Below are 21,192 nucleotides of genomic sequence, written 5' to 3'. Positions count from 1 at the left end.
ACGGTTTTTTTCTTTTAAATAAGGTTGAAAAAAGGATTTACTCAGATCAAATTTTAAAATAAAAAACATGAGTAAATTAAAAATTGCCATTCAAAAAAGTGGTCGACTCTATGAAGAATCATTGCAATTGCTAAAAGATTGCGGAATCGACTACAACAACGGCAAAGATCAACTTAAGGTTGCAGTTTCCAATTTTCCTTTGGAGATTTACTTTCTTCGAAACTCAGATATTCCTCAGTATGTTGCAGATGGCGTTGTTGATGTCGCTATTCTCGGTGAAAATTTGCTCATCGAAAAGGAAAAAGATATTGATGTCGTGGTTCGATTGGGGTTTTCAAAATGCAAAGTTTCACTTGCTGTGCCTAAAGAAGTGGAAACGGATGATATTTCCTATTTCCAAAATAAAAAAATTGCAACTTCTTATCCGAATACGCTTTCAAAATTCTTAAAAGAAAATCAAATTTCAGCAGAGATTCACTACATCTCTGGCTCTGTTGAAATAGCTCCGAATATGGGATTAGCAGACGGTATTTGTGATATCGTGAGTTCGGGAAGTACGCTTTTTAAGAATGGTCTTCGAGAAACCAAAACCATTTTAAAATCGGAAGCTGTTCTCGCCAAAAATCCAAATTTATCTGAAGAAGCAAATTCTATTTTGAACCAATTGGTTTTTCGGATAGATTCCGTTTTGAAAGCGAAAAACACCAAATACATTTTGATGAATGTTCCCAATGATAAGATTAACTCGGTTTCTAAAGTTCTTCCTGTTTTAAAAAGTCCAACCGTAATTCCTTTGGCTGAAGAAGGTTGGAGCAGTATTCATTCTGTCATTGAAGAAGATCGATTCTGGGAAGTGATTGACGCATTAAAAAATGCTGGAGCGCAAGATATTTTGATTATCCCAATTTCGAAAATGGTTATTTAAAAAAAACACAATGAAAATATATACAAAACCTGCAAAAGCGCTTTGGCCAGACTTGGTCCAAAGGCCGACTTTGGAAAAAGTCAGTTTAAAATTTTCTATTCAGAATATTTTTGAACGCGTTGAAAAAGACGGAGACACCGCTTTGAGAGAATTAACCAAAGAGTTTGATCAAGTTGAAATTGACTCTTTAATTGTTAGCCAAGATGAATTAGATGAATCGGAAACGCTAATTAGTTCTGATTTGAAAAAGGCAATTCAAGTTGCGAAACAAAACATTCAAAAATTCCACCAAGGTCAAGCGGAAGCGTCAGAAAAAGTTGAAACTAGTCCAGGCATTGTTTGCTGGAGAGAATCTCGTGGCATTGAAAAGGTTGGATTGTACATTCCTGGAGGTTCCGCGCCTTTATTTTCTACCGTTTTAATGCTTGCGATTCCAGCTAAAATTGCGGGTTGCAAAGAAATTATCCTTTGTACACCTCCTTCAAAAGATGGGAAAATTAACCCAGCAATTTTATATGCTGCGAAATTATGTGGCGTTACTCAAATATTTAAAGTGGGTGGAGGACAAGCAATTGCGGCGATGACTTTAGGAACGGAAACGCTTCCCAAGGTGTATAAAATCTTTGGCCCAGGAAATCAGTACGTAACTGCAGCAAAAAAATTTGCTACGGAAATGGGAGTAAGCATTGATATGCCTGCTGGTCCAAGTGAAGTTTTGGTTATTGCTGATGAACAGGCTGTTCCCGAATTTTGTGCTGCTGATTTATTGTCTCAAGCGGAGCATGGACCTGATAGTCAAGTTATCTTTCTTACGAATTCAATTTCTATTTTGGAGGAGACAATTGATGAAGTGGAAAAGCAAGTTTTAAGCTTACCAAGAAAGGAAATCGCTGAAAAGGCTTTAACTAATAGTCGTTTTGTATTGGTCGCCGATTTGGATGATGCGTTTGATTTGAGTAACCAATACGCACCAGAACATTTAATTTTAGCGCTTCAAAATCCAGAGGAATTTATTTCAAAAATTGAAAATGCGGGTTCTGTTTTCCTGGGTAATTTTGCTTGTGAAAGTGCCGGTGATTACGCTAGTGGAACCAATCACACCTTACCGACGAATGGAAATGCGTTACAATATAGCGGCGTTTCTGTCGATAGTTTTGTGAAGAAAATAACGTTTCAGACGATTTCAGAAAAAGGAATTCAAAATCTTGGTTCAACAATTGAGATTATGGCTGAAGCTGAAGGTTTATTTGCGCACAAAAATGCAGTTTCGGTTCGTTTAAACTACTTAAATCAAAACAATGACTAAGACAATTGAATCTTTGGTTCGCCCCAACATATTGGCTTTGAAGCCTTACATCAGTTTTCGTGATTCAATAGAATGTGATGATTACGTCTTTTTGGATGCTAACGAAAATCCTTTTGGCACGTACAATCGTTATCCGGATTCTACACAAAAGAAGTTGAAAGAGAAATTAGCACAAATCAACTCGATTTCAAGTAATCAATTGAGTTTAGGGAATGGAAGTGATGAATTGATTGATTTGATTATCAATATTTTTTGTTCTCCTCAAAAAGATGCCATTGCTGTTCTGAATCCTTCTTTTGCGATGTATGAGTTTTATGCTGCAGTGAATGAAAACCCTGTGATCAAACTTAATTTGGATGAGAGTTTTGATTTACAGAAAGAAGAATTTCAATCTAAATTAAAGAATCAAAAAGCAAAAGTTTTGTTCTTATGTACGCCAAACAATCCAACAGGAATTTCCATTTCGGATGTTCGCTATTATGTCGAAAATTTTAAGGGAATTGTAGTTGTAGACGAAGCGTATGTAGAATTTTCGGATAAAGAATCGGCATTAAATTATCTCAATGACTTTCCAAATTTAATAGTGTTAAAAACACTTTCAAAAGCATATGGAATGGCAGGTTTACGAATAGGAATGGCAGTTGCCTCGCCTTTTATAACCCAACTTATTCAAACTGTGAAGTCTCCTTATAACATGAGTAATGCGAATCTTCAAACGGCTCTTGAGTTGCTAGAAAATGAAGCAGAAATACAAGCTAATATTCAAAAAATAAAATCAGAGAAAGCAAAGCTAAAAGCAGAACTAGAAAAGCTTTCTTGTGTGACAAAAATCTATCCATCAGATGCCAATTTTTTCTTAGTTGAGTTTTCTAACTGTGAAAACTTGTATTCAAAACTTGTTGAATCTAAAATTTTGACAAGCAAACGATTTCCGAGCATTCCAAACGCGTTGAGAATCAACGTCGGATCGGAAGAAGAAAATAACCAATTAATCAAAACACTTAGCCAATTGTAATATGAAAAAAGTACTATTTATCGATCGTGATGGAACTTTAATTGTAGAACCACCAACAGACTTTCAAGTGGATTCTTTAGAGAAACTGGAGTTTTTGCAAGGTGTTTTTCAGAATTTAGCCAAAATTGCTCGCGAATTGGATTATGAGTTGGTGATGGTAACCAATCAAGATGGTTTGGGAACGGAAAGTTTTCCTGAAGCAGATTTTATAAAACCTCAAGAAAAAATGCTTCAAGCATTTGAAAATGAAGGTATCATTTTTCAAGATATCTTTATTGATCGAAGTTTTGAGAGTGAAAATCTTTCTACAAGAAAACCTGGAGTTGGACTTTTGGGAAAATACATTTATGGAAATTACGATTTGGCTAATTCGTATGTTATTGGCGATCGAAAGACAGATATTCAATTAGCAAAAAACTTAGGTTCAAAAGCTATTTTTATTACAAATGAAGAAGATTCAGATGCGGAATTGACGACAAATTCTTGGACAGAAATTTATCAATATTTGAAAGCTCAACCTCGTAAAGCAAAGGTTTCTCGCAAAACAAAAGAAACGGAAATCGATCTTGAAGTGAATTTGGATGGTCAAGGAGTCGCAAATATCAACACCGGTTTATCCTTTTTTGATCATATGTTGGATCAAATTGCGCGTCACGGAAATTTGGATTTAACAGTTAATGTCAAAGGCGATTTGGAAGTCGATGAACATCATACGATTGAAGATACTGCGATTGTTCTGGGAGAAGCTATTGCAAAGGCTTTAGGAAGTAAAAAAGGAATTGAGCGTTACGGCTTTTTGCTGCCTATGGACGAGTGTTTGGCGCAAGTAGCCATTGATTTTGGCGGACGACCTTGGTTGGTTTGGGATGCGCAATTTCAACGTGAAAAAATCGGCGATGTACCCACAGAAATGTTTTTCCACTTTTTTAAATCGTTTACAGATGCTTCCAAATCGAATCTCAACATCAAAGTAAAAGGCGAGAACGAGCATCACAAGATTGAAAGCATTTTCAAAGCTTTTGCAAAAGCGATAAAAATGGCGGTGGCACAAACGGATTCTAATTTTAATTTGCCTTCAACCAAAGGAAGTTTATAATATGAAAGTAGCGATAGTTGAATACAACGCAGGAAACGTTGCTTCGGTGCGAAATGCGTTACGACGTTTAGGAACTGAACCTATAATTACAAGTGATTTTGAAGAACTTAAATCGGCAGATAAAGTTATTTTTCCGGGTGTTGGTGAAGCATCTTCAGCGATGAATTTCCTCAAAGAAAAAAGTTTAGATCAACTGATTCCGAACTTAAAACAACCCGTTTTAGGAATTTGTTTGGGACAGCAATTAATGTGTAATCAAATTGAAGAAGGAAATACCATTGGCATGAAAATTTTTGACGTGAATGTTAAACGTTTTCCGAGTTCTGGAATTATTCCGCATATGGGATGGAATACCGTCTTTGATTTAGAATCTCCTTTGTTTAAAGGCGTTTCAGAAATTGAAGATGTTTATTTTGTACATTCTTATTACTGTGAATTGTCAAAGTATACAATTGCAAAATGCGATTATATTTTGCCATACAGTGCTGCCTTACAAAAAGATAATTTCTATGCAACTCAATTTCACCCCGAAAAATCGAGTGGTATAGGGGTAAAAATTTTGTCAAATTTTTTAAAACTTTAAACTATGAAAATAATTCCTGCAATTGATATTATTGATGGTAAATGCGTTCGGCTCTCGAAAGGCGATTACGCAACACAAAAGGTCTATAATGAAAATCCGTTAGAAGTGGCGAAAGCCTTTGAAGATATTGGAATTCAGTATTTGCATCTGGTTGATTTGGATGGCGCCAAAGCAAAGCATATTGTTAATGCTAAAGTTTTGGAAAGTCTTGCTTCCAATACGAATTTAAAACTTGATTTTGGCGGTGGAATTAAATCCAAGTCGGATGTTGAATTGGCTTTTAATTCGGGAGCGAATCAAATTACCATTGGATCTATTGCAGTTTCAGATCGAGATTTCTGTTTGCAGTTACTAACGGAATACGGTTCTGAGAAACTGATTTTGGGTGCGGATTGTTTAAATAGAATTATCAAAACTTCAGGCTGGTTGGAAGAAAGCGATTTGGATGTAGTTGAATTTATTCAATCCTATCAAAAGAATGGTTTGAACACGGTCATTTGTACTGACATCGCTAAAGATGGCATGTTGGCTGGTCCTTCGACGGAACTTTATGAAGAAATTTTAGAGAAAACCAATGCGAAATTAATTGCAAGTGGCGGAATTTCGAATGCTGCTGATGTAGTTAAAATGAAAGAAATCGGGTGTTTCGGAACCATCATTGGAAAAGCTATTTATGAAGGAAAAATATCGATGCAAGAACTCCAGAAATTGAATTCAGAGTTATGTTAAAAAAACGAATTATTCCATGTTTGGATATCAAAGATGGTGAAACGGTGAAGGGAGTCAATTTTATAAACCTTGTTAAAGCGGGCGATCCTGTCGAATTGGCAAAACGCTACGAAGAGCAAGGTGCTGACGAATTGGTGTTTTTGGATATTACAGCGACGGTTGAAAATAGAAAAACCTTAGTGGATTTGGTTGAGAAAATTTCTGCTGAATTAAGTATTCCTTTTACGGTCGGTGGTGGAATTTCATCTATTTCTGATGTTTCCAAACTACTAAAAGCCGGTGCCGATAAAATCAGTATCAATTCATCGGCGGTGAAAAGTCCGCAATTGATTCAAGATATAGCAAATGAATTTGGTTCACAATGCGTTGTAGTGGCTATTGATACCAAAGAAGTTAACGGCGTTCATTTAGTTCATGTAAAAGGTGGAAGAGAAGCAACCGAGTTGAAAACCCTTGAATGGGCGAAAGAAATTGAAAATTTGGGTGCGGGTGAAATCCTATTAACCTCCATGAATGCAGATGGAACTAAAGCGGGTTTTGATTTGGAGATTACAAAACAAGTTGCTGATTTGGTTTCTATTCCAGTTATTGCTTCGGGTGGTGCTGGTTCTAAGGAAGATTTTCAAGATGTTTTTGAAAAGACAAAAGCAACGGGAGCTTTGGCAGCGAGTGTTTTTCACTTTTCCGAAATCCCAATTCCAGAATTAAAAACCTATTTAAAAAAACAAGAAATCCCAGTACGATGAATATAAATTTTGATAAAGGAAATGGTCTTGTTCCTGTGATTATTCAGGATTCGGTAACGTTGCAAGTGCTTATGCAAGGCTTTATGAATCAGGAAGCATTTGACAAAACGGAACAAGAAGGAAAAGTCACTTTTTTTAGCCGAACTAAAAATAGATTGTGGACGAAAGGTGAGAGGTCGGGTAATTTTCTTTGGGTACAATCCATTCAAATTGATTGCGACAATGATTGTTTATTGATTAAGGTAAAGCCAACGAATGTGGTTTGTCATACGGGAAGTTTTTCATGTTTTGGCGAAAAGGAAACCAAAGGTTTTGTGTACGATTTGCAAGAAACGATTTCTAAGAAAATTGACACCAAAGAAAGCGGTTCATATACGTATTCCTTGTTTGAAAGAGGAATGAATAAAGTTGCACAGAAAGTAGGCGAGGAGGCTGTAGAATTGGTTATCGAAGCCAAAGATTCTAATGATGATTTATTTGTTAATGAAGCAGCAGATTTGCTCTATCATTATTTGATTTTATTGAAAGCCAAAGGCTTTCAACTGGAAGATATTGAAGCCGTTTTGAAAAGTCGATCGAAATAATTTTCAAACGTAGTCGAAAGAAAAATCCCAAGCCAAAGGCTTGGGATTTTATATTGATAACAAAAAGTTGATATTATTTTACTTGATCTACAACAGCTTTGAAAGCTTCAGGGTGGTTCATTGCAAGGTCTGCAAGAACTTTTCTGTTCAATTCGATGTTGTTTTTCTTAAGAGCTCCCATGAACTGAGAGTAAGACATTCCGTGTTCTCTAGCACCAGCGTTAATTCTGGTAATCCAAAGAGCTCTGAAGTTTCTTTTCTTCTCTTTTCTACCACGGTAAGCATATTGCATTGCTTTTTCTACCGCGTTTTTAGCTACAGTCCAAACGTTCTTTCTTCTACCGAAAAAACCTTTAGCTTGTTTTAGCACTTTTTTTCTGCGCGCTCTAGACGCTACAGCGTTTACTGATCTTGGCATAATTTAAATTGTTTTTTTGAATTGTGCGATGTTATATTTCAACATTCTTTTGGGCTCCAATTCAGGGTTAAAATTGTGAATTTGTTTTTCGAATTCTTATAAACCGATATAAGGTTATAAAAACTACTTTATTGCTAATTGACGTTGTACACTTTTCTCGTCCACTTTAGCAACATAAGAAGTTTGCGTAAGATTTCTCTTTTGCTTCGTTTCTTTCTTAGTCAATATGTGGCTTTTGTAAGCGTTTTTTCTTTTGATCTTACCTGTTCCGGTTAGAGCAAAACGTTTCTTAGCACCTGATTTCGTTTTTAATTTTGGCATTGTTCTGCTTTTTTATGTTTTGTTATCAATATTTTTCTTTGGGTGTATCTCTTCGTTCGCTCATTCCACTTCGTTTCATTCGCTCGCTCGAGACCGGGCTATTCGCTTATACTCCTCATTTCGCTGCTTCGCAGCTCATTGTGGGGTAACCGCTACTATCCCTTACGCATAACAGACTGCAAAATTACAAAAAATTCCGCAATCTGAAGCCTTTCATAGAGATAAACCTATAAAAGTCTTTTCGTATGCATGCAAATAAGAGATTCTCGACAGAAAATCTCTTATTTTATACTGTTTTTTAAGCTTTACTTTGAGGGTGCGAAAACTATTTCGCTGGCTTCTTAGGGCTCATCATCATAATCATTCTTTTCCCTTCAAGCTTTGGAAGTTGGTCTACCTTACCAACGTGCTCTAGTTCTTGAGCAAGTTTCAAAAGTAAAATTTCTCCTTGATCTTTGAAGACAATAGAACGACCTTTGAAGAAAACGTAGGTTTTTAGTTTAGAACCTTCTTCCAAGAACTTTTCAGCATGCTTCTTTTTGAACTCGTAATCGTGATCATCAGTTTGAGGTCCGAAACGGATTTCCTTAACCACCACTTTTACTTGTTTTGCTTTAAGCTCTTTTTGTTTCTTCTTCTGCTCGTACAAGAATTTTTTATAATCTAAGATACGTGTGATATACGGCTCCGACTTGTCAGAGATTACCACAAGATCCAATTCTTGCTCTTTTGCAATTTGCTGTGCTTTCGCTAATGGATAAACTCCTGGCTCAACGTTATCACCTACCAAACGAACTTCTTTCGCTCGGATTTTGTCGTTAATCTGATGTAAATCTTCTTGTACAGGGCGACGCATTGGTCCTCTTCCTCTACTGCTAAATTTCTGTGCTATTGTTTTATATTTTAAAGTTAACTTCTATTTTGTCGCGAGATTTTCTCGCTTTTTTTTGGACGAATTTGGTTTTCTATCCTTTAAATTCAAATCCTGTTTCCGCTGCTTTTTTAAAGTACGTAACAAAATCATCCATTTTCATTACGCCTAAATCTCCTTCACCACGTCTTCTAACAGAAACCGTACCATCTTGCTCTTCATTTTCACCAACAACTAACATAAATGGAATTTTCTTTAACTCGGCATCGCGAATCTTTTTTCCTGTCTTCTCGTTTCGCTCGTCAACTAGACCGCTAATATCGTTAATTTCTAATAATTGAGAAACTTTTTTTGCGTAGTCTACATATTTTTCGCTGATTGGCAAAATGATGTATTGGTCTGGACTTAACCACAATGGGAAGTCTCCAGCAGTGTTTTCTAGCAAGATTGCAACGAAACGTTCCATAGAACCAAACGGCGCTCTGTGAATCATCACAGGTCTGTGTTTTTCGTTGTCGCTTCCTGTATACCAAAGATCAAAACGTTCTGGTAGGTTGTAATCTACTTGGATGGTTCCAAGCTGCCAGCTTCTTCCTAGAGCATCTTTCACCATGAAGTCCAATTTCGGACCGTAGAATGCGGCTTCTCCGTATTCTACTACTGTTTTTAGATTTTTATTTTTTGCGGCTGTGATAATTGCATTTTCTGCTTTCTCCCAGTTTTCATCACTACCAATATATTTTTGTTTGTTTTCAGGGTCTCTTAAAGAAACTTGCGTTGTAAAATCTTCAAATCCTAAAGAACCAAATACATAAAGAACCAAATCAATTGTTTTTTCAAACTCAGACAAAAGCTGATCTGGAGTACAGAAAAGGTGCGCATCATCCTGAGTGAATCCACGAACTCGAGTCAACCCATGCAACTCACCAGACTGCTCGTAACGATACACGGTACCGAACTCTGCATATCTTTTTGGTAAATCTCTGTACGACCATTGTTGCGCTTTGTAAATTTCGCAGTGGTGCGGACAGTTCATTGGTTTTAGCAAAAACTCTTCACCTTCATTTGGGGTTTTAATCGGTTGGAAAGAATCTTCTCCGTATTTATCCCAGTGTCCAGAGGTGATGTACAATTCTTTAGCTCCAATATGCGGAGTCATAACGAATTCATACCCTGCTTTTTTCTGAGCTTTAGAAAGGAAATCTTCTAATTTCTTTCTTAGTGAAGCTCCTTTTGGTAGCCACAATGGTAATCCTAGGCCAACTTTTTCTGAAAAAGTGAAAATTCCCAGTTCCTTACCTAATTTTCTGTGATCTCTTCTTTTTGCTTCCTCTAATCTTTCTAAATATTCCGTCAATTCTTTTTGCTTAGGGAATGTGATTCCGTAAACACGAGTAAGCTGCTTATTTTTTTCATCTCCTCTCCAATAGGCACCGGCAGCGTTCAAAATTTTAGCTGCTTTTACAATTCCTGTTGCTGGGATGTGACCACCACGACATAAATCGGTGAAGTTATCATGGGTTACAAACGTAATTTCTCCGTCGTTTAGGTTGTCAATTAGTTCGGTTTTGTATTGGTTTCCAGCATACGTTTTTAGCGCTTCCGCTTTAGAAACGGGATATAATTGGAACGTGGAATCTTTTTTCGCATTCTCAATCATTTTCTTTTCGATTTTTTCGAAATCTTTTTCGCTTAAAGATTCATCTCCAAAATCAACATCGTAGTAAAAACCATTTTCTATTGCAGGACCAATGGTTAGTTTCGCTTCCGGATAAAATTCCTGAATCGCTTGAGCTAGCAAGTGGGCAGATGAATGCCAAAATGCTTTTTTCCCCATATCATCATTCCAGGTAAGCAACTGAACCGTGGCATCTTCTTCGATTGGTGTCGTGACTTCCACTTGCGTTCCGTTTACGATTGCAGAAATGGTGTTTCTCGCCAAACCTTCACTGATAGATTTTGCTACTTCAAGCGGAGTTACCGCTTTTTCAAATTCCTTGATGCTTCCGTCTGGAAGTGTGATTTTGATCATACGTTTCTCAAATTGTTTTATAAGGTGCAAAAATACGAAAATTATAGATAATCTGCCTCAAATAATTGATTGTTCACCGATTATTTATTTAATTTGTAGCACAACAAAGTATATACTGTGGTTAATATTTCGAATTATCTCTCTAAAGTGTTGGGAGTTCCTGTAGATCAAATTGTTTCTTGCGAACAACATTACCATCTTAAAAAGATTAAAAAAGGTGAATTTTTGCTTCGTGAAGGGGAAATTTGTCATGACAATGTTTTTGTAGAGAAAGGCTTGCTGCGAATGTATTCCATTGATGAACAAGGGAAAGAGCATATTGTTCAGTTTGCTCCAGAAAATTGGTTAATCGGAGATCGTTCCTCAATGTATTTTAACGAAAAATCCAAATATTTTATAGACGCAACAGAAGATTCTGAAGTTTGGATGTTAAAACCTGATTTCTTTAACGAAATGCATGAAAAATTTCCTGAAACGGTGGATAATAATGATTTATTGCTTCATAAACATATTCGCGCTCTGCAAGATCGTATTAATTCACTTTTATCGGATACAGCCGAAGAACGCTATTTGAAATTTGTGAAAATGTATCCGGATATTATGCTTCGAGTTCCGCAATGGATGGTGGCTTCGTACTTGGGAATTACACCAGAAAGTTTAAGCCGAGTACGAAAAGAGTTAGCTAAAAAGAATTTTAAACCAGGGAAAATTTAAAATTCAAATCATATAAAAAGCAGAGCTGTGAGCTCTGCTTTGCATTTTTACCGTATTCAATTATTTTCCTAAATAAGATTTTAGGATCTTGCTTCTGGAATTGTGTTTCAATCTTTTGATTGCTTTTTCTTTGATCTGACGAACACGTTCTCTCGTTAGGTCGAATGTTTCACCAATTTCTTCTAAAGTCATTGGGTGTTTTCCATTCAATCCGAAATACAATCTCACTAAGTCTGCCTCTCTTGGAGTTAATGTTTGTAATGCTCTTTCGATCTCAATTTGAAGAGATTCTAGCATCAAATCTTTGTCTGGACTTGGAGATTCTCCGGAACGTAATACGTCGTACAAGTTAGAGTCTTCACCTTCAACAAGCGGCGCATCCATAGATAAGTGTCTACCACTATTTTTCATGGATTCCTTGATGTCTTCCTCACTCATGTCAAGCACTTCTGCCAATTCTTCTGGAGATGGCGGTCTTTCGTTTTCTTGCTCTAAGTGGGCGTACGCTTTGTTGATTTTGTTGATTGATCCAATTTTGTTCAAAGGCAATCTTACAATTCTTGACTGCTCTGCAAGAGCTTGTAAAATAGACTGACGAATCCACCATACCGCATATGAGATAAATTTGAAACCTCTAGTTTCGTCGTATCTTTTTGCTGCTTTCATCAATCCTAAGTTACCTTCATTAATAAGGTCAGGAAGGGAAAGTCCTTGGTTTTGATACTGTTTAGATACGGAAACTACGAAACGAAGGTTCGCTTTAATTAATTTCTCAAGAGCGGCTCTATCACCGGCGCGAATTCGTTGAGCCAATTCTACTTCTTCATCCGCAGTAATCAATTCTACTTTACCGATTTCCTGCAAATACTTGTCAAGCGATGCGGTTTCCCTGTTGGTAACCTGTTTTGTAATCTTTAACTGTCTCATGTACAAATTCACCCTTTATTTGTAGGGCTACAATTATATATACGATGAGAATTGCCAAAAGGTTACACTTGATCCACTTTTATTTGAAATTTTATGATTTTAAGCAAAAAAAAATAGGTTTAAGAACATATGTGTTTCTAAACCTATTGTGTATTTCATTAGTTGAATCTCTTTATTTAAAAGTGTCGTTTAAGAATTTAGCCAATCGCAATCCTCCGTACAATAATTGTCTTTCCATCGTATCATTGAATTTATATTGATAATCGTACGATAATTTAGAATCGGCTGGGGTTTGCGCATAAATTTTATTCGCAATTTTATGAGAGTCAAAAAGCCAATCTTCCAAAGTTCCTGCTTGGATCGCTTTTCTTTCTTTTCTGGTTTTGATATCCAAAAGCTTCGCATATTCGGTATAACTATATTTTTGCGAATCAATTAGTTTTCCGTCCCAAAGTGAATGTAAGTTAGTTTTATCTCCAAAATACGTCATTTGAATTTTGTTACCACCCAAATCCCCAGCTCTTCCCGTGTGCATTGGTTGTGCAAGATCACCCATCATGTGAATAACAAATACCAAAGCATTTTTACGCTCATTTTCAGGTAAGTTTTTGTTCTTTAGTTTGCTTTGCAAAACATATAATTGATTGTACAAACTTGGTCCAGCTTGTTTCTTTAACTCGGTTTCAAAAGTTTTGAAGTCTGCACTTGGTTCAATGTTTACGTAATGCCAAGCACCAGCTTCTTTCCAAACTCCAGTTGTATCCGATTTGATAAAGTCTGGCCAGTTTGCCCAATAAGCCAACTTTTCTTTTCCTAAAAGCTTTTTGATTTGTCTTTTTGATTTGCAACTTAAATGATTTTCTGCAATTTCAGCGATCACACGGTGGCCTGTTAATCCCCAAGCGAAAACCGATATATGACTTACTAATAGCGATAAACACGCTAGTTTTGTAATAAAAGAATGTGATGATTTCATAGCGCAAAGATACTTTTTCAAAATGTATTTTAGATGAATCTTATTTTAACTTATCCACACAAAAGCTTTCTAAAATTTAGAAAGCTTTTGTATTTAGTGGTCTTTAACTTTATTTCCAGGTTCACGAACGATCATAAGTGGTATGGTTACGGTCGTTGCGAGCATTTTACTCAAACTAGAGTAGAACATGGAATCTACGAAACTTAGATTTCGTTTTACAACAACTAGCATATCGATATTCTCGTTAGCTACAAATTGAATTACGGATTTTTTCATATCGTCTGTTTTTTCAACAAAAAATTCCAACCTTGGATTGTCAAAAAGTTGAGTCCATTCTTTAATATGTTTATCCGCGTCTGCTTGCTTACGGTCCATATTTCCGCTGTATTCCATAAGATGCAAGCATTTTACTTTTCCATCATAATAAGCTGCAGCTTTCAAAACGGCAGCAACAATTGGCTTGTCTGATTCTTTAAAGGTTGTTGTTAATCCGATATTTTTTATTGAATGGAATTTCGCATAATGCGGAACACTTAAAACCGGTACATTCAAAGCTTGAATGGTGTTTACGGTGTTGGTTCCCCAGAATTTTTTCAAAAATCCACTCGCACCGCTGGTTCCCATCACGATAAGATCTACTTTTTCCTTACGTACAATGTTTTTAATGACATGCACTAATAAGCCATTCTCGAAAACAAACGACATGTTTGTATCTTGAAGATTATATTTTTCGGCTATTTCACGCATTTTGGGAACTTCAGCTTTAAAATGATCAAACTGGTTCATTTCGATGCTGGTGTAAACGTCTTCCAAAAGTTCGGGGCGACCACCATGTAAACTAGAAATTACAGGTCGTTCAAACGTATGCAAGACAATTAAATCGGCTTCCAAACTTTTTGCAAGATGAATAGCATAAATAAAGGCATTGTTGGCAGTTTCAGAAAAATCGGTTGGAAAAAGTATTTTTTTCATATCACTAACAGGGTTTTGAATTTTTAAGAAAATAATTTAGGCCAAAGGGCTTTCTGTATTTAAAATCTTCTCTAAAGGTAGTAATTTTAACGGAATTCGACGAAAAGTTTAGTTGAATTTAAAAATGATAAAAATTAGGATACTTTGGGTAGGATATTTCTGATTTTAAATTAAGAATGAAAGGTTTTCTTGGTAGAAATTCGTAAATTTGCACGTTTCAATTTTAACTGAAGCAGGTAGGAGAAATTCTCATGAAAAATACTGAAAATAAAGAATATATAGAGGTTTATGGCGCTCGCGAACATAACCTTAAAAATATCAATGTTCGCATTCCTAGAAACGAATTGGTGGTCATTACTGGTCTTTCGGGAAGCGGAAAATCATCTTTGGCTTTTGATACGATTTTTGCAGAAGGGCAAAGACGATATATTGAAACGTTTTCAGCTTATGCAAGACAGTTTTTAGGTGGTTTGGAACGACCTGATGTTGATAAAATTGATGGACTTTCTCCCGTAATTGCCATTGAACAAAAGACAACGAATAAAAATCCACGTTCTACAGTTGGAACCATTACGGAATTGTATGACTTTTTGCGATTGTTATATGCAAGAGTTTCGGACGCGTATTCCTTGACAACAGGAAGAAAACTAGTTAGTTATACAGAAGAGCAGATTTTAGAAATCATCAAAACCAATTTCTCAGGAAAAAAAGTGTTGTTGCTTTCGCCTGTTATTCGAGCAAGAAAAGGACATTATCATGAATTGTTCGTTCAAATGGCGAAGAAAGGCTATTCTCAAGCTAGAATTGATGGCGAATTACAAGATATTGAATACGATTTAAAGCTTGACCGATATAAAACCCACGATATTGATATTGTGGTTGATCGCTGGATTATTGGCGAAAACGCAACAGAAACCCGCATGGAGAAGTCCCTTCGCACAGCCATGGAAATGGGCGAGGGGACGATTGGAATCCAAATTATGGGGAATGACGAAGTGGAGTATTTTTCTAAAAATTTGATGGACGACGATACAGGAATGTCCATGGCGGTTCCAGAGCCGAATACGTTTTCTTTTAATTCACCCAAAGGAAGTTGCCCGAATTGTAAAGGTTTGGGAACGATCAAGCGAGTGAATCCAGATTATTTTGTCGAAAATGGTAAATTATCCATCAGTAATGGTGCTTTGTTGCCTTTGGAAGATATTAAATCAAACAAATGGATTGTCGCTCAAATCAAATTAATTTTAGAAACTTTTGGTTTGGATTTATCGACTCCGTTTGAGAAAATTTCAAAAGAAGCATTGGATTTTATTTACAACGGAATTCATAAAGAATTTACGAAGGATTTAACGTATGCTGGGATTTCGAAGAAAGTAAAACTGAATTTCGACGGACTAATTTCAATCATCAGCGAAATGATTGAAGATAAGGAAAGTTACGACGCAGTTTTGCTTGAAAGACGTTATACAACGGAAGAAACGTGTCCGGAATGTCATGGTGCTCGTTTGCAACAATCGAGTTTAAGTTTTAAAATTGACGGAAAAAATATTGCCGAAGTTAGCGCATTAAGTTTAGCTGATTTCAAAGATTGGTTAGCGGAAGTTGAAGGGAGTTTTTCCGAAAAAAATAAAATTATTGCCTACGAAATTTTGAAAGAAATTTCTACTCGTTTGCAATTCCTTTTAGATGTTGGTTTGGATTATTTAAGTTTAAGCCGAAGTTCGAGAACTCTTTCTGGAGGCGAATCACAGAGGATTCGTTTGGCGACGCAAATTGGTTCGCAATTAGTAAATGTATTGTATATTTTGGATGAGCCGAGTATTGGTTTACATCAACGAGATAACGAACGTTTGATTAATTCGCTTAAGAATCTACGAGATATTGGAAACTCCGTTTTGGTTGTTGAGCACGATAAAGACATGATTTTGGAGGCGGATGAAGTTTTAGATATTGGTCCAAAAGCAGGAAAATTTGGTGGAGAAGTGCTTTGGCAAGGGAAACCAAAAGATTTGACAAAAGCTGATACAATTACTGCGCAGTATTTAAACGGCAAGAAAAATATTGAAATTCCGAAGGAAAGAAGAAAAGGAAACGGGAAGAAAATTGTTCTTAAAGGTGCTTCTGGAAACAATTTAAAGAATGTTACTTTAGAAGTTCCATTGGGGTTATTAGCTGTTGTTACGGGGATTTCAGGTAGTGGAAAATCTTCTTTGATTAATGGAACGTTGTATCCTATTTTGAACCGACATTTTTATAGAGCCGTTCAAGAGCCGTTACCATACAAGAAAATTGAAGGTATAGAGAATATCGACAAAATTGTTGATGTTGATCAAACGCCTATTGGTCGAACTCCACGATCAAATCCAGCAACGTATACGGGAATGTTTACGGATATTCGAAATTTGTTTTCTGAACTTCCAGAATCGAAAATTAGAGGTTACAAGCCTGGTCGTTTTTCATTTAATGTGAAAGGTGGACGTTGTGAAACCTGTCAAGGAGGCGGGTTAAAAGTTATTGAAATGAATTTCTTGCCAGACGTTTATGTACATTGCGAAACGTGTCATGGAAAGCGTTTTAACAGAGAAACCTTGGAAGTTCGTTATAAAGGAAAATCGATTTCAGATGTTTTGGAAATGACGATTGATGAAGCGGTAGATTTTTTCCAACCGATTCCAAAAATATTCGCTAAAGTGAAAACTTTACAAGAAATTGGTTTAGGTTATGTAACGTTAGGTCAACAATCGACAACCTTGTCGGGTGGGGAAGCGCAGCGAATTAAGTTAGCAACAGAATTAGCTAAAAAAGCAACTGGAAATACGCTTTATATTTTGGATGAACCAACAACTGGACTGCATTTTGAGGATGTGAAAATCCTGATGGAAGCGATTAATCGTTTGGTTGATTTAGGAAATTCATTCATTATTATTGAGCATAATATGGATGTCATAAAATTAGCAGATCATATTATTGATGTTGGTCCGGAAGGTGGAAAACATGGTGGACAAATCATTGCTCAAGGAACTCCAGAAGATATTATAAAAAGTAAGAAATCATTAACAGGGAAATTCTTGAAGAAAGAAATGAATTAAATTTCAAATAAAGCCCTAAAAAAGGTGTTTTTCCTGTAGTAGGATTTCATGATTACAACTAAATTTGTTGTGGATTAGGATGAGAAAGTTCATTTCCAGAGATCCGTGAATCCTATCTATTATTTTTAATGACTCGAACCGATTTGATTTTTTCAAATCGGTTTTATTTTGTGTTGAGTTTTTTAGTAATTTTAATTTCAATTAAATCAGAAAATGAACACCAATAACTTTGAAATTAGACGCATGACCATTGATGATGGTAAAAGTGTTTTAGAAATTTTTAAACAAGGAATTGAATACGGTTTGGCTACTTTTGAAACCAGCGTTCCTACGTGGGACGCTTGGGATATTGAATTTTATAATTTTTCTCGTTTTGTCATCGAAAATTCAGAGGATAAAATCGTTGGTTGGGTGGCGATAAAACCAATCAGCAAGAGGGATTGTTATGCCGGAGTCGCGGAAGTAAGTGTTTATATTCACCAAGATTTTCAACGATTGGGCTTGGGAACGATGTTGCTTCAAAAACTAATTAAAGATTCCGAAGAACATGGAATTTGGTTGCTTCAAGCGGGAATTTTCCCGCAAAATGAAGGAAGTATTTCACTACATCAAAAAGCTGGTTTTAGAAAAGTGGGTATTCGTGAAAAGATGGGAAAACTCAATGGTCGTTGGGAAGATGTTGTTTTATTAGAGCGCCGAAGTAAAGAAGTAGGAATCGACTGATTGTGGAATTTGTAAGGTTTTGGCATTATCCTTGGATCGTAACTATTCATAATGTGAAATTTTAGTGTTATGAAAAGTTTAAAAATTATTCTAATGTCATTTTTCGTAGGTTCAATTGTGATTGCTTGTACAACCTATGATAATGGATATTACGGAAACAACGGTAGAGTATATCGAGCTCCAGATGGTGGTACTTACAAATCTGGACAAATCTATAGAGACTTAAATGGTAATGTGTACCGAGATGGTAGAATCTACCGTTATGGTGGTAATGATACATATGGTTACGGAGGTTACAGAAATGGTAAGAAATTACCTCCTGGACAAGCGAAGAAAATTTATGGTGGAAGTGCAAAAGATTATGCACCTGGTCAACAAAAGAAATACTACAAAAATGATCACCACCATAAAAACAAAAAGTATAAAAAGAACAAAAAATACTACGATCGTTACGACGATTAATAAAAAAGGTAGACCGATTGGTCTACCTTTTTTATGCTTTAGAAGTGGAGATTATTTATCAATACTTCCCATTACTCGTTTCATAAACTCGTTAAGAGCTTCTTTTTGATCTTTCCCTTCGCGGGTCATTTTTTTAACTTCGAGAGCGCCATAAAGGTTAGAAATTAATTCACCCACAACGTCCAATTCTTCATCTTTCAAGGAAGGAAGTTCTGTGATGTGTTCTAAAACTTCTATGGTTTCTACAATGTAATCTTCATCGTTATTCTCAATAAATTGAGTAAGATGCTTAATTAGAGGTAACTTCATGAACTAAATCTGTTAAAACTTCTGCTTTGTTTGTTTGTACTTCGCCTTTCAATTGTCCGCCTACAAAGGTTGCAAATGTAGGTAAGTTGCTTACGTTCGCTAATTTTCTACTTTCGGGAAACTTTTCTGCATCAACATATAAGAATGGTACGTTTTCGTTTTCTGTAGCCAATTTTTTGAATTTTGGCTTCATAATTCGGCAGTTTCCGCACCAAGTTGCTCCGTATTGTACAACAACTTTGTCGTTATTAGCGATTAATTCTTGTAAATTATCTTCTGTAATTTCTGTGAACATGGTATAAAAATTTGAGGTTAAAAAAAATGAGGTTTGAAAATCATCTCAAACCTCATTCTGTGGGTTGAGATTAATGCTTAGCTAAATATTCAGCTGTAGACTTTCTGTCAGCACTCATCGCTTCTTTTCCTTCTTCCCAGTTTGCAGGGCAAACTTCTCCGTTCTTTTGTACGTGCGTGTAAGCGTCGATTAATCTTAAATATTCTTTTACGTTTCTACCAAGAGGCATATCGTTTACTGACTCGTGGAAAATTTTTCCAGTCTCATCGATTAAATACGTTGCTCTGTACGTAACGTTAGATCCTGTGAAAATTTCGTTTCCTTCTTCATCGAATTCGAAATCTTGATCAACAATTCCTAACATATTAGCCAGTTGTCTGTGCGTATCAGCTAAAATTGGGTACGTTACTCCTTCAATACCTCCGTGATCTTTTGGTGTGTTCAACCATGCGAAGTGTACTTCGTTTGTGTCGCAAGAAGCACCGATAACTTTCGTGTTTCTTTTTGCGAACTCTTCAGAAGCTTCTTGGAAAGCGTGTAATTCTGTAGGGCATACGAATGTAAAGTCTTTTGGATACCAGAAAAGAACGATTTTTTGCTCGTTGTTTACCGCTTCTTCTAAAACGTTAATTCTTAAATTGTCCCCCATTTCTGACATGGCATCGATTGCTACATTTGGGAATTTTTTTCCTACTAATGACATAATTTTATAATTTTTTTTGATGTTAGTTCTGTGATTATTTACTGATGCAAAGATATATATAATTATCTATCAAACAAATTAAAATCGATTTATAAAATCTATCAAACTTATTTAGCGGATTTCAGCTGTTTCTAAGCATGTTTTAAGCCTTTTCATTGCTTCTTTGAGCTCTTCTTCAGATGCTGCATATGAGAATCTGATACATTCTGGGCTCCCAAAAGAGACACCACCAACGCATGCAACATGAGCTTGTTCTAATAAAAACATCGCAAAGTCGTCCGAGTTTTTAATTTCAATACCATTAATTGATTTTCCTAAATAAAAAGAAATATCTGGGAAGAAATAAAACGCCGACTTCGGAAGTAGAACTTTAAAACCAGGGATTTCCTTCATTAAATCAAAAACCAAATCTCTTCGTTTTCTGAATTCATCAATCATGTAACGATATTCCTTTGGATCTGTCATTAAAGCAGTAATAGAAGCTTGCTGAGCAACCGTATTGGCTCCGCTGGTCATTTGACCCTGAACTTTATCGCACGCTTTTGCTAACCATTCCGGAGCGGCTGAATATCCAATTCTCCAACCAGTCATCGCATAACCTTTTGACATTCCGTTGACAATCGCAACTTGTTCGTAGATTTCTGGATGAACTGCGACTATTGATTTGTGAGTCGTTTCATAATTAATGTATTCGTAGATTTCATCGGAAATCACGGTTACATGCGGATATTTTTCGACAACTTTTGCAATGGATTTTAATTCATCATACGTGTAGTAACTTCCAGATGGATTACAAGGTGATGAATACAGAATAACTTTCGTTTTGTCTGTAATAGCCGCTTCTAGTTGTTCCGCTGTAATTTTAAAATCATTAACGTAAGAAGATTTCACCAAAACGGCTTTTCCGCCTACCATTTTCACCATTTCTTCATAACTCACCCAAAATGGAACTGGCAAAATCACTTCGTCACCATCGTTTACCAAGGCCATCAAAATATTAATAATGGATTGCTTTGCGCCATTTGAAACGCAAATTTGGGTAGGAGCGTAGTCTAAATTGTTATCACGCTTTAATTTATGAGCAATCGCTTTTCGAAGATCCAAAAATCCTGGAACCGGCGAATAATGGCTAAAATTTTCATTAATTGCTTTAAAAGCGGCTTCCTTTATATTATCAGGGACATCAAAATCAGGCTCTCCAAGTGTTAAGCTGATGACATCTATTCCTTCTGCTTTCATTTCCCTCGCTTTATTACTCATAACAAAGGTTTGGGAGTAACTCAATCTGTTGATGCGGTCTGATAATTTGCTCATATATGTATCTAGGTTTGTTTTCCTTACAAAGATAGGAAGTATTTATGGGTAAAAATGCGTTTGAAGTATGATTTTATTTACT

General features: G+C 36.1%; 23 protein-coding genes. 12 read left to right on the top strand and 11 right to left on the bottom strand.

Translation table 11 applies throughout. The annotated features are described in order from the left end of the window. Window positions 1–67 precede the first annotated feature (67 nt). From hisG to hisIE, 8 genes are read left to right on the top strand one after another with little or no spacing between them, the layout of a single operon-like run. The gene (gene hisG / locus AC5XHR_RS01720) at window positions 68–925 is read left to right on the top strand and encodes an ATP phosphoribosyltransferase (protein ID WP_495949049.1); all 858 of its coding nucleotides are present in this window, start codon (window positions 68–70) and stop codon (window positions 923–925) included. A gap of 10 nt (window positions 926–935) precedes the next feature. Then, window positions 936–2,231: a histidinol dehydrogenase gene (hisD, locus tag AC5XHR_RS01715; RefSeq protein WP_495949048.1), complete on the top strand. Its 1,296-nt coding sequence runs from the start codon at window positions 936–938 to the stop codon at window positions 2,229–2,231. Further along, complete coding sequence (gene hisC / locus AC5XHR_RS01710; protein WP_495949047.1) at window positions 2,224–3,246, top strand: histidinol-phosphate transaminase; 1,023 nt, start codon at window positions 2,224–2,226, stop codon at window positions 3,244–3,246. The genes hisD and hisC overlap by 8 nt, the downstream gene beginning before the upstream one ends. A 1-nt stretch (window position 3,247) precedes the next feature. Further along, the gene (gene hisB, locus AC5XHR_RS01705) at window positions 3,248–4,342 is read left to right on the top strand and encodes a bifunctional histidinol-phosphatase/imidazoleglycerol-phosphate dehydratase HisB (RefSeq protein WP_495949046.1); all 1,095 of its coding nucleotides are present in this window, start codon (window positions 3,248–3,250) and stop codon (window positions 4,340–4,342) included. A gap of 1 nt (window position 4,343) precedes the next feature. After that, a complete protein-coding gene (gene hisH / locus AC5XHR_RS01700) occupies window positions 4,344–4,925 on the top strand; it encodes an imidazole glycerol phosphate synthase subunit HisH (RefSeq protein WP_495949045.1) in 582 nt (193 codons plus the stop codon). A gap of 3 nt (window positions 4,926–4,928) precedes the next feature. Continuing rightward, window positions 4,929–5,654, top strand: coding sequence for a 1-(5-phosphoribosyl)-5-[(5-phosphoribosylamino)methylideneamino]imidazole-4-carboxamide isomerase (gene hisA, locus AC5XHR_RS01695; protein WP_495949044.1), 726 nt, complete (start codon window positions 4,929–4,931; stop codon window positions 5,652–5,654). Then, window positions 5,648–6,400, top strand: a complete 753-nt coding sequence (hisF, locus tag AC5XHR_RS01690) for an imidazole glycerol phosphate synthase subunit HisF (protein WP_495949043.1) — start codon at window positions 5,648–5,650, stop codon at window positions 6,398–6,400. The genes hisA and hisF overlap by 7 nt, the downstream gene beginning before the upstream one ends. Next, a complete protein-coding gene (gene hisIE, locus AC5XHR_RS01685; protein ID WP_495949042.1) occupies window positions 6,397–6,984 on the top strand; it encodes a bifunctional phosphoribosyl-AMP cyclohydrolase/phosphoribosyl-ATP diphosphatase HisIE in 588 nt (195 codons plus the stop codon). Before hisF ends, hisIE begins: the two co-directional genes overlap by 4 nt. Before the next feature lie 73 nt (window positions 6,985–7,057). Here hisIE and rplT read toward each other — a convergent pair whose 3' ends face one another. The 4 genes from rplT to thrS all read right to left on the bottom strand — a co-directional run bounded on the left by rplT (window position 7,058) and on the right by thrS (window position 10,626). Next, the gene (gene rplT, locus AC5XHR_RS01680) at window positions 7,058–7,402 is read right to left on the bottom strand and encodes a 50S ribosomal protein L20 (RefSeq protein WP_495949041.1); all 345 of its coding nucleotides are present in this window, start codon (window positions 7,400–7,402) and stop codon (window positions 7,058–7,060) included. A gap of 123 nt (window positions 7,403–7,525) precedes the next feature. Then, a complete protein-coding gene (gene rpmI, locus AC5XHR_RS01675) occupies window positions 7,526–7,723 on the bottom strand; it encodes a 50S ribosomal protein L35 (protein WP_495949040.1) in 198 nt (65 codons plus the stop codon). A gap of 325 nt (window positions 7,724–8,048) precedes the next feature. Beyond that, window positions 8,049–8,579, bottom strand: coding sequence for a translation initiation factor IF-3 (infC, locus tag AC5XHR_RS01670; RefSeq protein WP_495949039.1), 531 nt, complete (start codon window positions 8,577–8,579; stop codon window positions 8,049–8,051). 109 nt (window positions 8,580–8,688) lie between these two features. Continuing rightward, window positions 8,689–10,626 (bottom strand): threonine--tRNA ligase, encoded by a 1,938-nt coding sequence (gene thrS / locus AC5XHR_RS01665; RefSeq protein ID WP_495949038.1) that lies wholly within the window; start codon window positions 10,624–10,626, stop codon window positions 8,689–8,691. A gap of 117 nt (window positions 10,627–10,743) precedes the next feature. On the opposite strand from thrS, the gene AC5XHR_RS01660 reads away from it, so the two are divergent. Next, on the top strand, window positions 10,744–11,340 hold the full coding sequence (locus AC5XHR_RS01660; protein ID WP_495949037.1) for a Crp/Fnr family transcriptional regulator: 597 nt from the start codon (window positions 10,744–10,746) through the stop codon (window positions 11,338–11,340). 60 nt (window positions 11,341–11,400) lie between these two features. Here the strand turns inward: AC5XHR_RS01660 and AC5XHR_RS01655 are convergent, their stop codons facing one another. The 3 genes from AC5XHR_RS01655 to AC5XHR_RS01645 form a co-directional block, all read right to left on the bottom strand. Beyond that, complete coding sequence (locus tag AC5XHR_RS01655; protein WP_495949036.1) at window positions 11,401–12,267, bottom strand: sigma-70 family RNA polymerase sigma factor; 867 nt, start codon at window positions 12,265–12,267, stop codon at window positions 11,401–11,403. 172 nt (window positions 12,268–12,439) lie between these two features. Then, window positions 12,440–13,243: a S1/P1 nuclease gene (locus tag AC5XHR_RS01650; protein WP_495949035.1), complete on the bottom strand. Its 804-nt coding sequence runs from the start codon at window positions 13,241–13,243 to the stop codon at window positions 12,440–12,442. Between the two features lie 93 nt (window positions 13,244–13,336). Continuing rightward, window positions 13,337–14,215 (bottom strand): universal stress protein, encoded by an 879-nt coding sequence (locus AC5XHR_RS01645; protein ID WP_495949034.1) that lies wholly within the window; start codon window positions 14,213–14,215, stop codon window positions 13,337–13,339. A gap of 251 nt (window positions 14,216–14,466) precedes the next feature. On the opposite strand from AC5XHR_RS01645, the gene uvrA reads away from it, so the two are divergent. From uvrA to AC5XHR_RS01630, 3 genes are all read left to right on the top strand, one after another. Further along, window positions 14,467–17,304 (top strand): excinuclease ABC subunit UvrA, encoded by a 2,838-nt coding sequence (gene uvrA, locus AC5XHR_RS01640; RefSeq protein ID WP_495949033.1) that lies wholly within the window; start codon window positions 14,467–14,469, stop codon window positions 17,302–17,304. Window positions 17,305–17,517: 213 nt separating this feature from the next. Continuing rightward, window positions 17,518–18,027, top strand: a complete 510-nt coding sequence (locus tag AC5XHR_RS01635) for a GNAT family N-acetyltransferase (RefSeq protein ID WP_495949032.1) — start codon at window positions 17,518–17,520, stop codon at window positions 18,025–18,027. A gap of 93 nt (window positions 18,028–18,120) precedes the next feature. Then, a complete protein-coding gene (locus AC5XHR_RS01630) occupies window positions 18,121–18,489 on the top strand; it encodes a hypothetical protein (RefSeq protein WP_495949031.1) in 369 nt (122 codons plus the stop codon). 51 nt (window positions 18,490–18,540) lie between these two features. Here the strand turns inward: AC5XHR_RS01630 and AC5XHR_RS01625 are convergent, their stop codons facing one another. The 4 genes from AC5XHR_RS01625 to AC5XHR_RS01610 form a co-directional block, all read right to left on the bottom strand. After that, on the bottom strand, window positions 18,541–18,798 hold the full coding sequence (locus tag AC5XHR_RS01625) for a DUF6952 family protein (protein ID WP_495949030.1): 258 nt from the start codon (window positions 18,796–18,798) through the stop codon (window positions 18,541–18,543). Further along, window positions 18,779–19,093 (bottom strand): thioredoxin family protein, encoded by a 315-nt coding sequence (locus AC5XHR_RS01620; protein ID WP_495949029.1) that lies wholly within the window; start codon window positions 19,091–19,093, stop codon window positions 18,779–18,781. The genes AC5XHR_RS01625 and AC5XHR_RS01620 overlap by 20 nt, the downstream gene beginning before the upstream one ends. Before the next feature lie 70 nt (window positions 19,094–19,163). Then, entirely contained in the window at window positions 19,164–19,796 is a 633-nt protein-coding gene (locus AC5XHR_RS01615; protein WP_495949028.1) for a peroxiredoxin, read from the bottom strand. Window positions 19,797–19,907: 111 nt separating this feature from the next. Continuing rightward, on the bottom strand, window positions 19,908–21,110 hold the full coding sequence (locus AC5XHR_RS01610) for a pyridoxal phosphate-dependent aminotransferase (RefSeq protein WP_495949027.1): 1,203 nt from the start codon (window positions 21,108–21,110) through the stop codon (window positions 19,908–19,910). Window positions 21,111–21,192: the final 82 nt, after the last annotated feature.

It is taken from the genome of Kaistella sp. CFF1-2, from assembly GCF_059509915.1.
Note: the sequence above shows the minus strand (reverse complement) of the source record. Positions and strands in the feature narration are given on the sequence as shown.

What these genes read in the sequence shown, in the direction of transcription:
- hisG (WP_495949049.1), top strand. Translation starts at nt 68, where the DNA reads ATGAGTAAATTAAAAATTGCCATTCAAAAAAGTGGTCGACTCTATGAA.
- hisD (WP_495949048.1), top strand. Translation starts at nt 936, where the DNA reads ATGAAAATATATACAAAACCTGCAAAAGCGCTTTGGCCAGACTTGGTC.
- hisC (WP_495949047.1), top strand. Translation starts at nt 2,224, where the DNA reads ATGACTAAGACAATTGAATCTTTGGTTCGCCCCAACATATTGGCTTTG.
- hisB (WP_495949046.1), top strand. Translation starts at nt 3,248, where the DNA reads ATGAAAAAAGTACTATTTATCGATCGTGATGGAACTTTAATTGTAGAA.
- hisH (WP_495949045.1), top strand. Translation starts at nt 4,344, where the DNA reads ATGAAAGTAGCGATAGTTGAATACAACGCAGGAAACGTTGCTTCGGTG.
- hisA (WP_495949044.1), top strand. Translation starts at nt 4,929, where the DNA reads ATGAAAATAATTCCTGCAATTGATATTATTGATGGTAAATGCGTTCGG.
- hisF (WP_495949043.1), top strand. Translation starts at nt 5,648, where the DNA reads ATGTTAAAAAAACGAATTATTCCATGTTTGGATATCAAAGATGGTGAA.
- hisIE (WP_495949042.1), top strand. Translation starts at nt 6,397, where the DNA reads ATGAATATAAATTTTGATAAAGGAAATGGTCTTGTTCCTGTGATTATT.
- rplT (WP_495949041.1), bottom strand. Translation starts at nt 7,402, where the DNA reads ATGCCAAGATCAGTAAACGCTGTAGCGTCTAGAGCGCGCAGAAAAAAA.
- rpmI (WP_495949040.1), bottom strand. Translation starts at nt 7,723, where the DNA reads ATGCCAAAATTAAAAACGAAATCAGGTGCTAAGAAACGTTTTGCTCTA.
- infC (WP_495949039.1), bottom strand. Translation starts at nt 8,579, where the DNA reads ATGCGTCGCCCTGTACAAGAAGATTTACATCAGATTAACGACAAAATC.
- thrS (WP_495949038.1), bottom strand. Translation starts at nt 10,626, where the DNA reads ATGATCAAAATCACACTTCCAGACGGAAGCATCAAGGAATTTGAAAAA.
- AC5XHR_RS01655 (WP_495949036.1), bottom strand. Translation starts at nt 12,267, where the DNA reads ATGAGACAGTTAAAGATTACAAAACAGGTTACCAACAGGGAAACCGCA.
- AC5XHR_RS01650 (WP_495949035.1), bottom strand. Translation starts at nt 13,243, where the DNA reads ATGAAATCATCACATTCTTTTATTACAAAACTAGCGTGTTTATCGCTA.
- AC5XHR_RS01645 (WP_495949034.1), bottom strand. Translation starts at nt 14,215, where the DNA reads ATGAAAAAAATACTTTTTCCAACCGATTTTTCTGAAACTGCCAACAAT.
- uvrA (WP_495949033.1), top strand. Translation starts at nt 14,467, where the DNA reads ATGAAAAATACTGAAAATAAAGAATATATAGAGGTTTATGGCGCTCGC.
- AC5XHR_RS01635 (WP_495949032.1), top strand. Translation starts at nt 17,518, where the DNA reads ATGAACACCAATAACTTTGAAATTAGACGCATGACCATTGATGATGGT.
- AC5XHR_RS01630 (WP_495949031.1), top strand. Translation starts at nt 18,121, where the DNA reads ATGTCATTTTTCGTAGGTTCAATTGTGATTGCTTGTACAACCTATGAT.
- AC5XHR_RS01625 (WP_495949030.1), bottom strand. Translation starts at nt 18,798, where the DNA reads ATGAAGTTACCTCTAATTAAGCATCTTACTCAATTTATTGAGAATAAC.
- AC5XHR_RS01620 (WP_495949029.1), bottom strand. Translation starts at nt 19,093, where the DNA reads ATGTTCACAGAAATTACAGAAGATAATTTACAAGAATTAATCGCTAAT.
- AC5XHR_RS01615 (WP_495949028.1), bottom strand. Translation starts at nt 19,796, where the DNA reads ATGTCATTAGTAGGAAAAAAATTCCCAAATGTAGCAATCGATGCCATG.
- AC5XHR_RS01610 (WP_495949027.1), bottom strand. Translation starts at nt 21,110, where the DNA reads ATGAGCAAATTATCAGACCGCATCAACAGATTGAGTTACTCCCAAACC.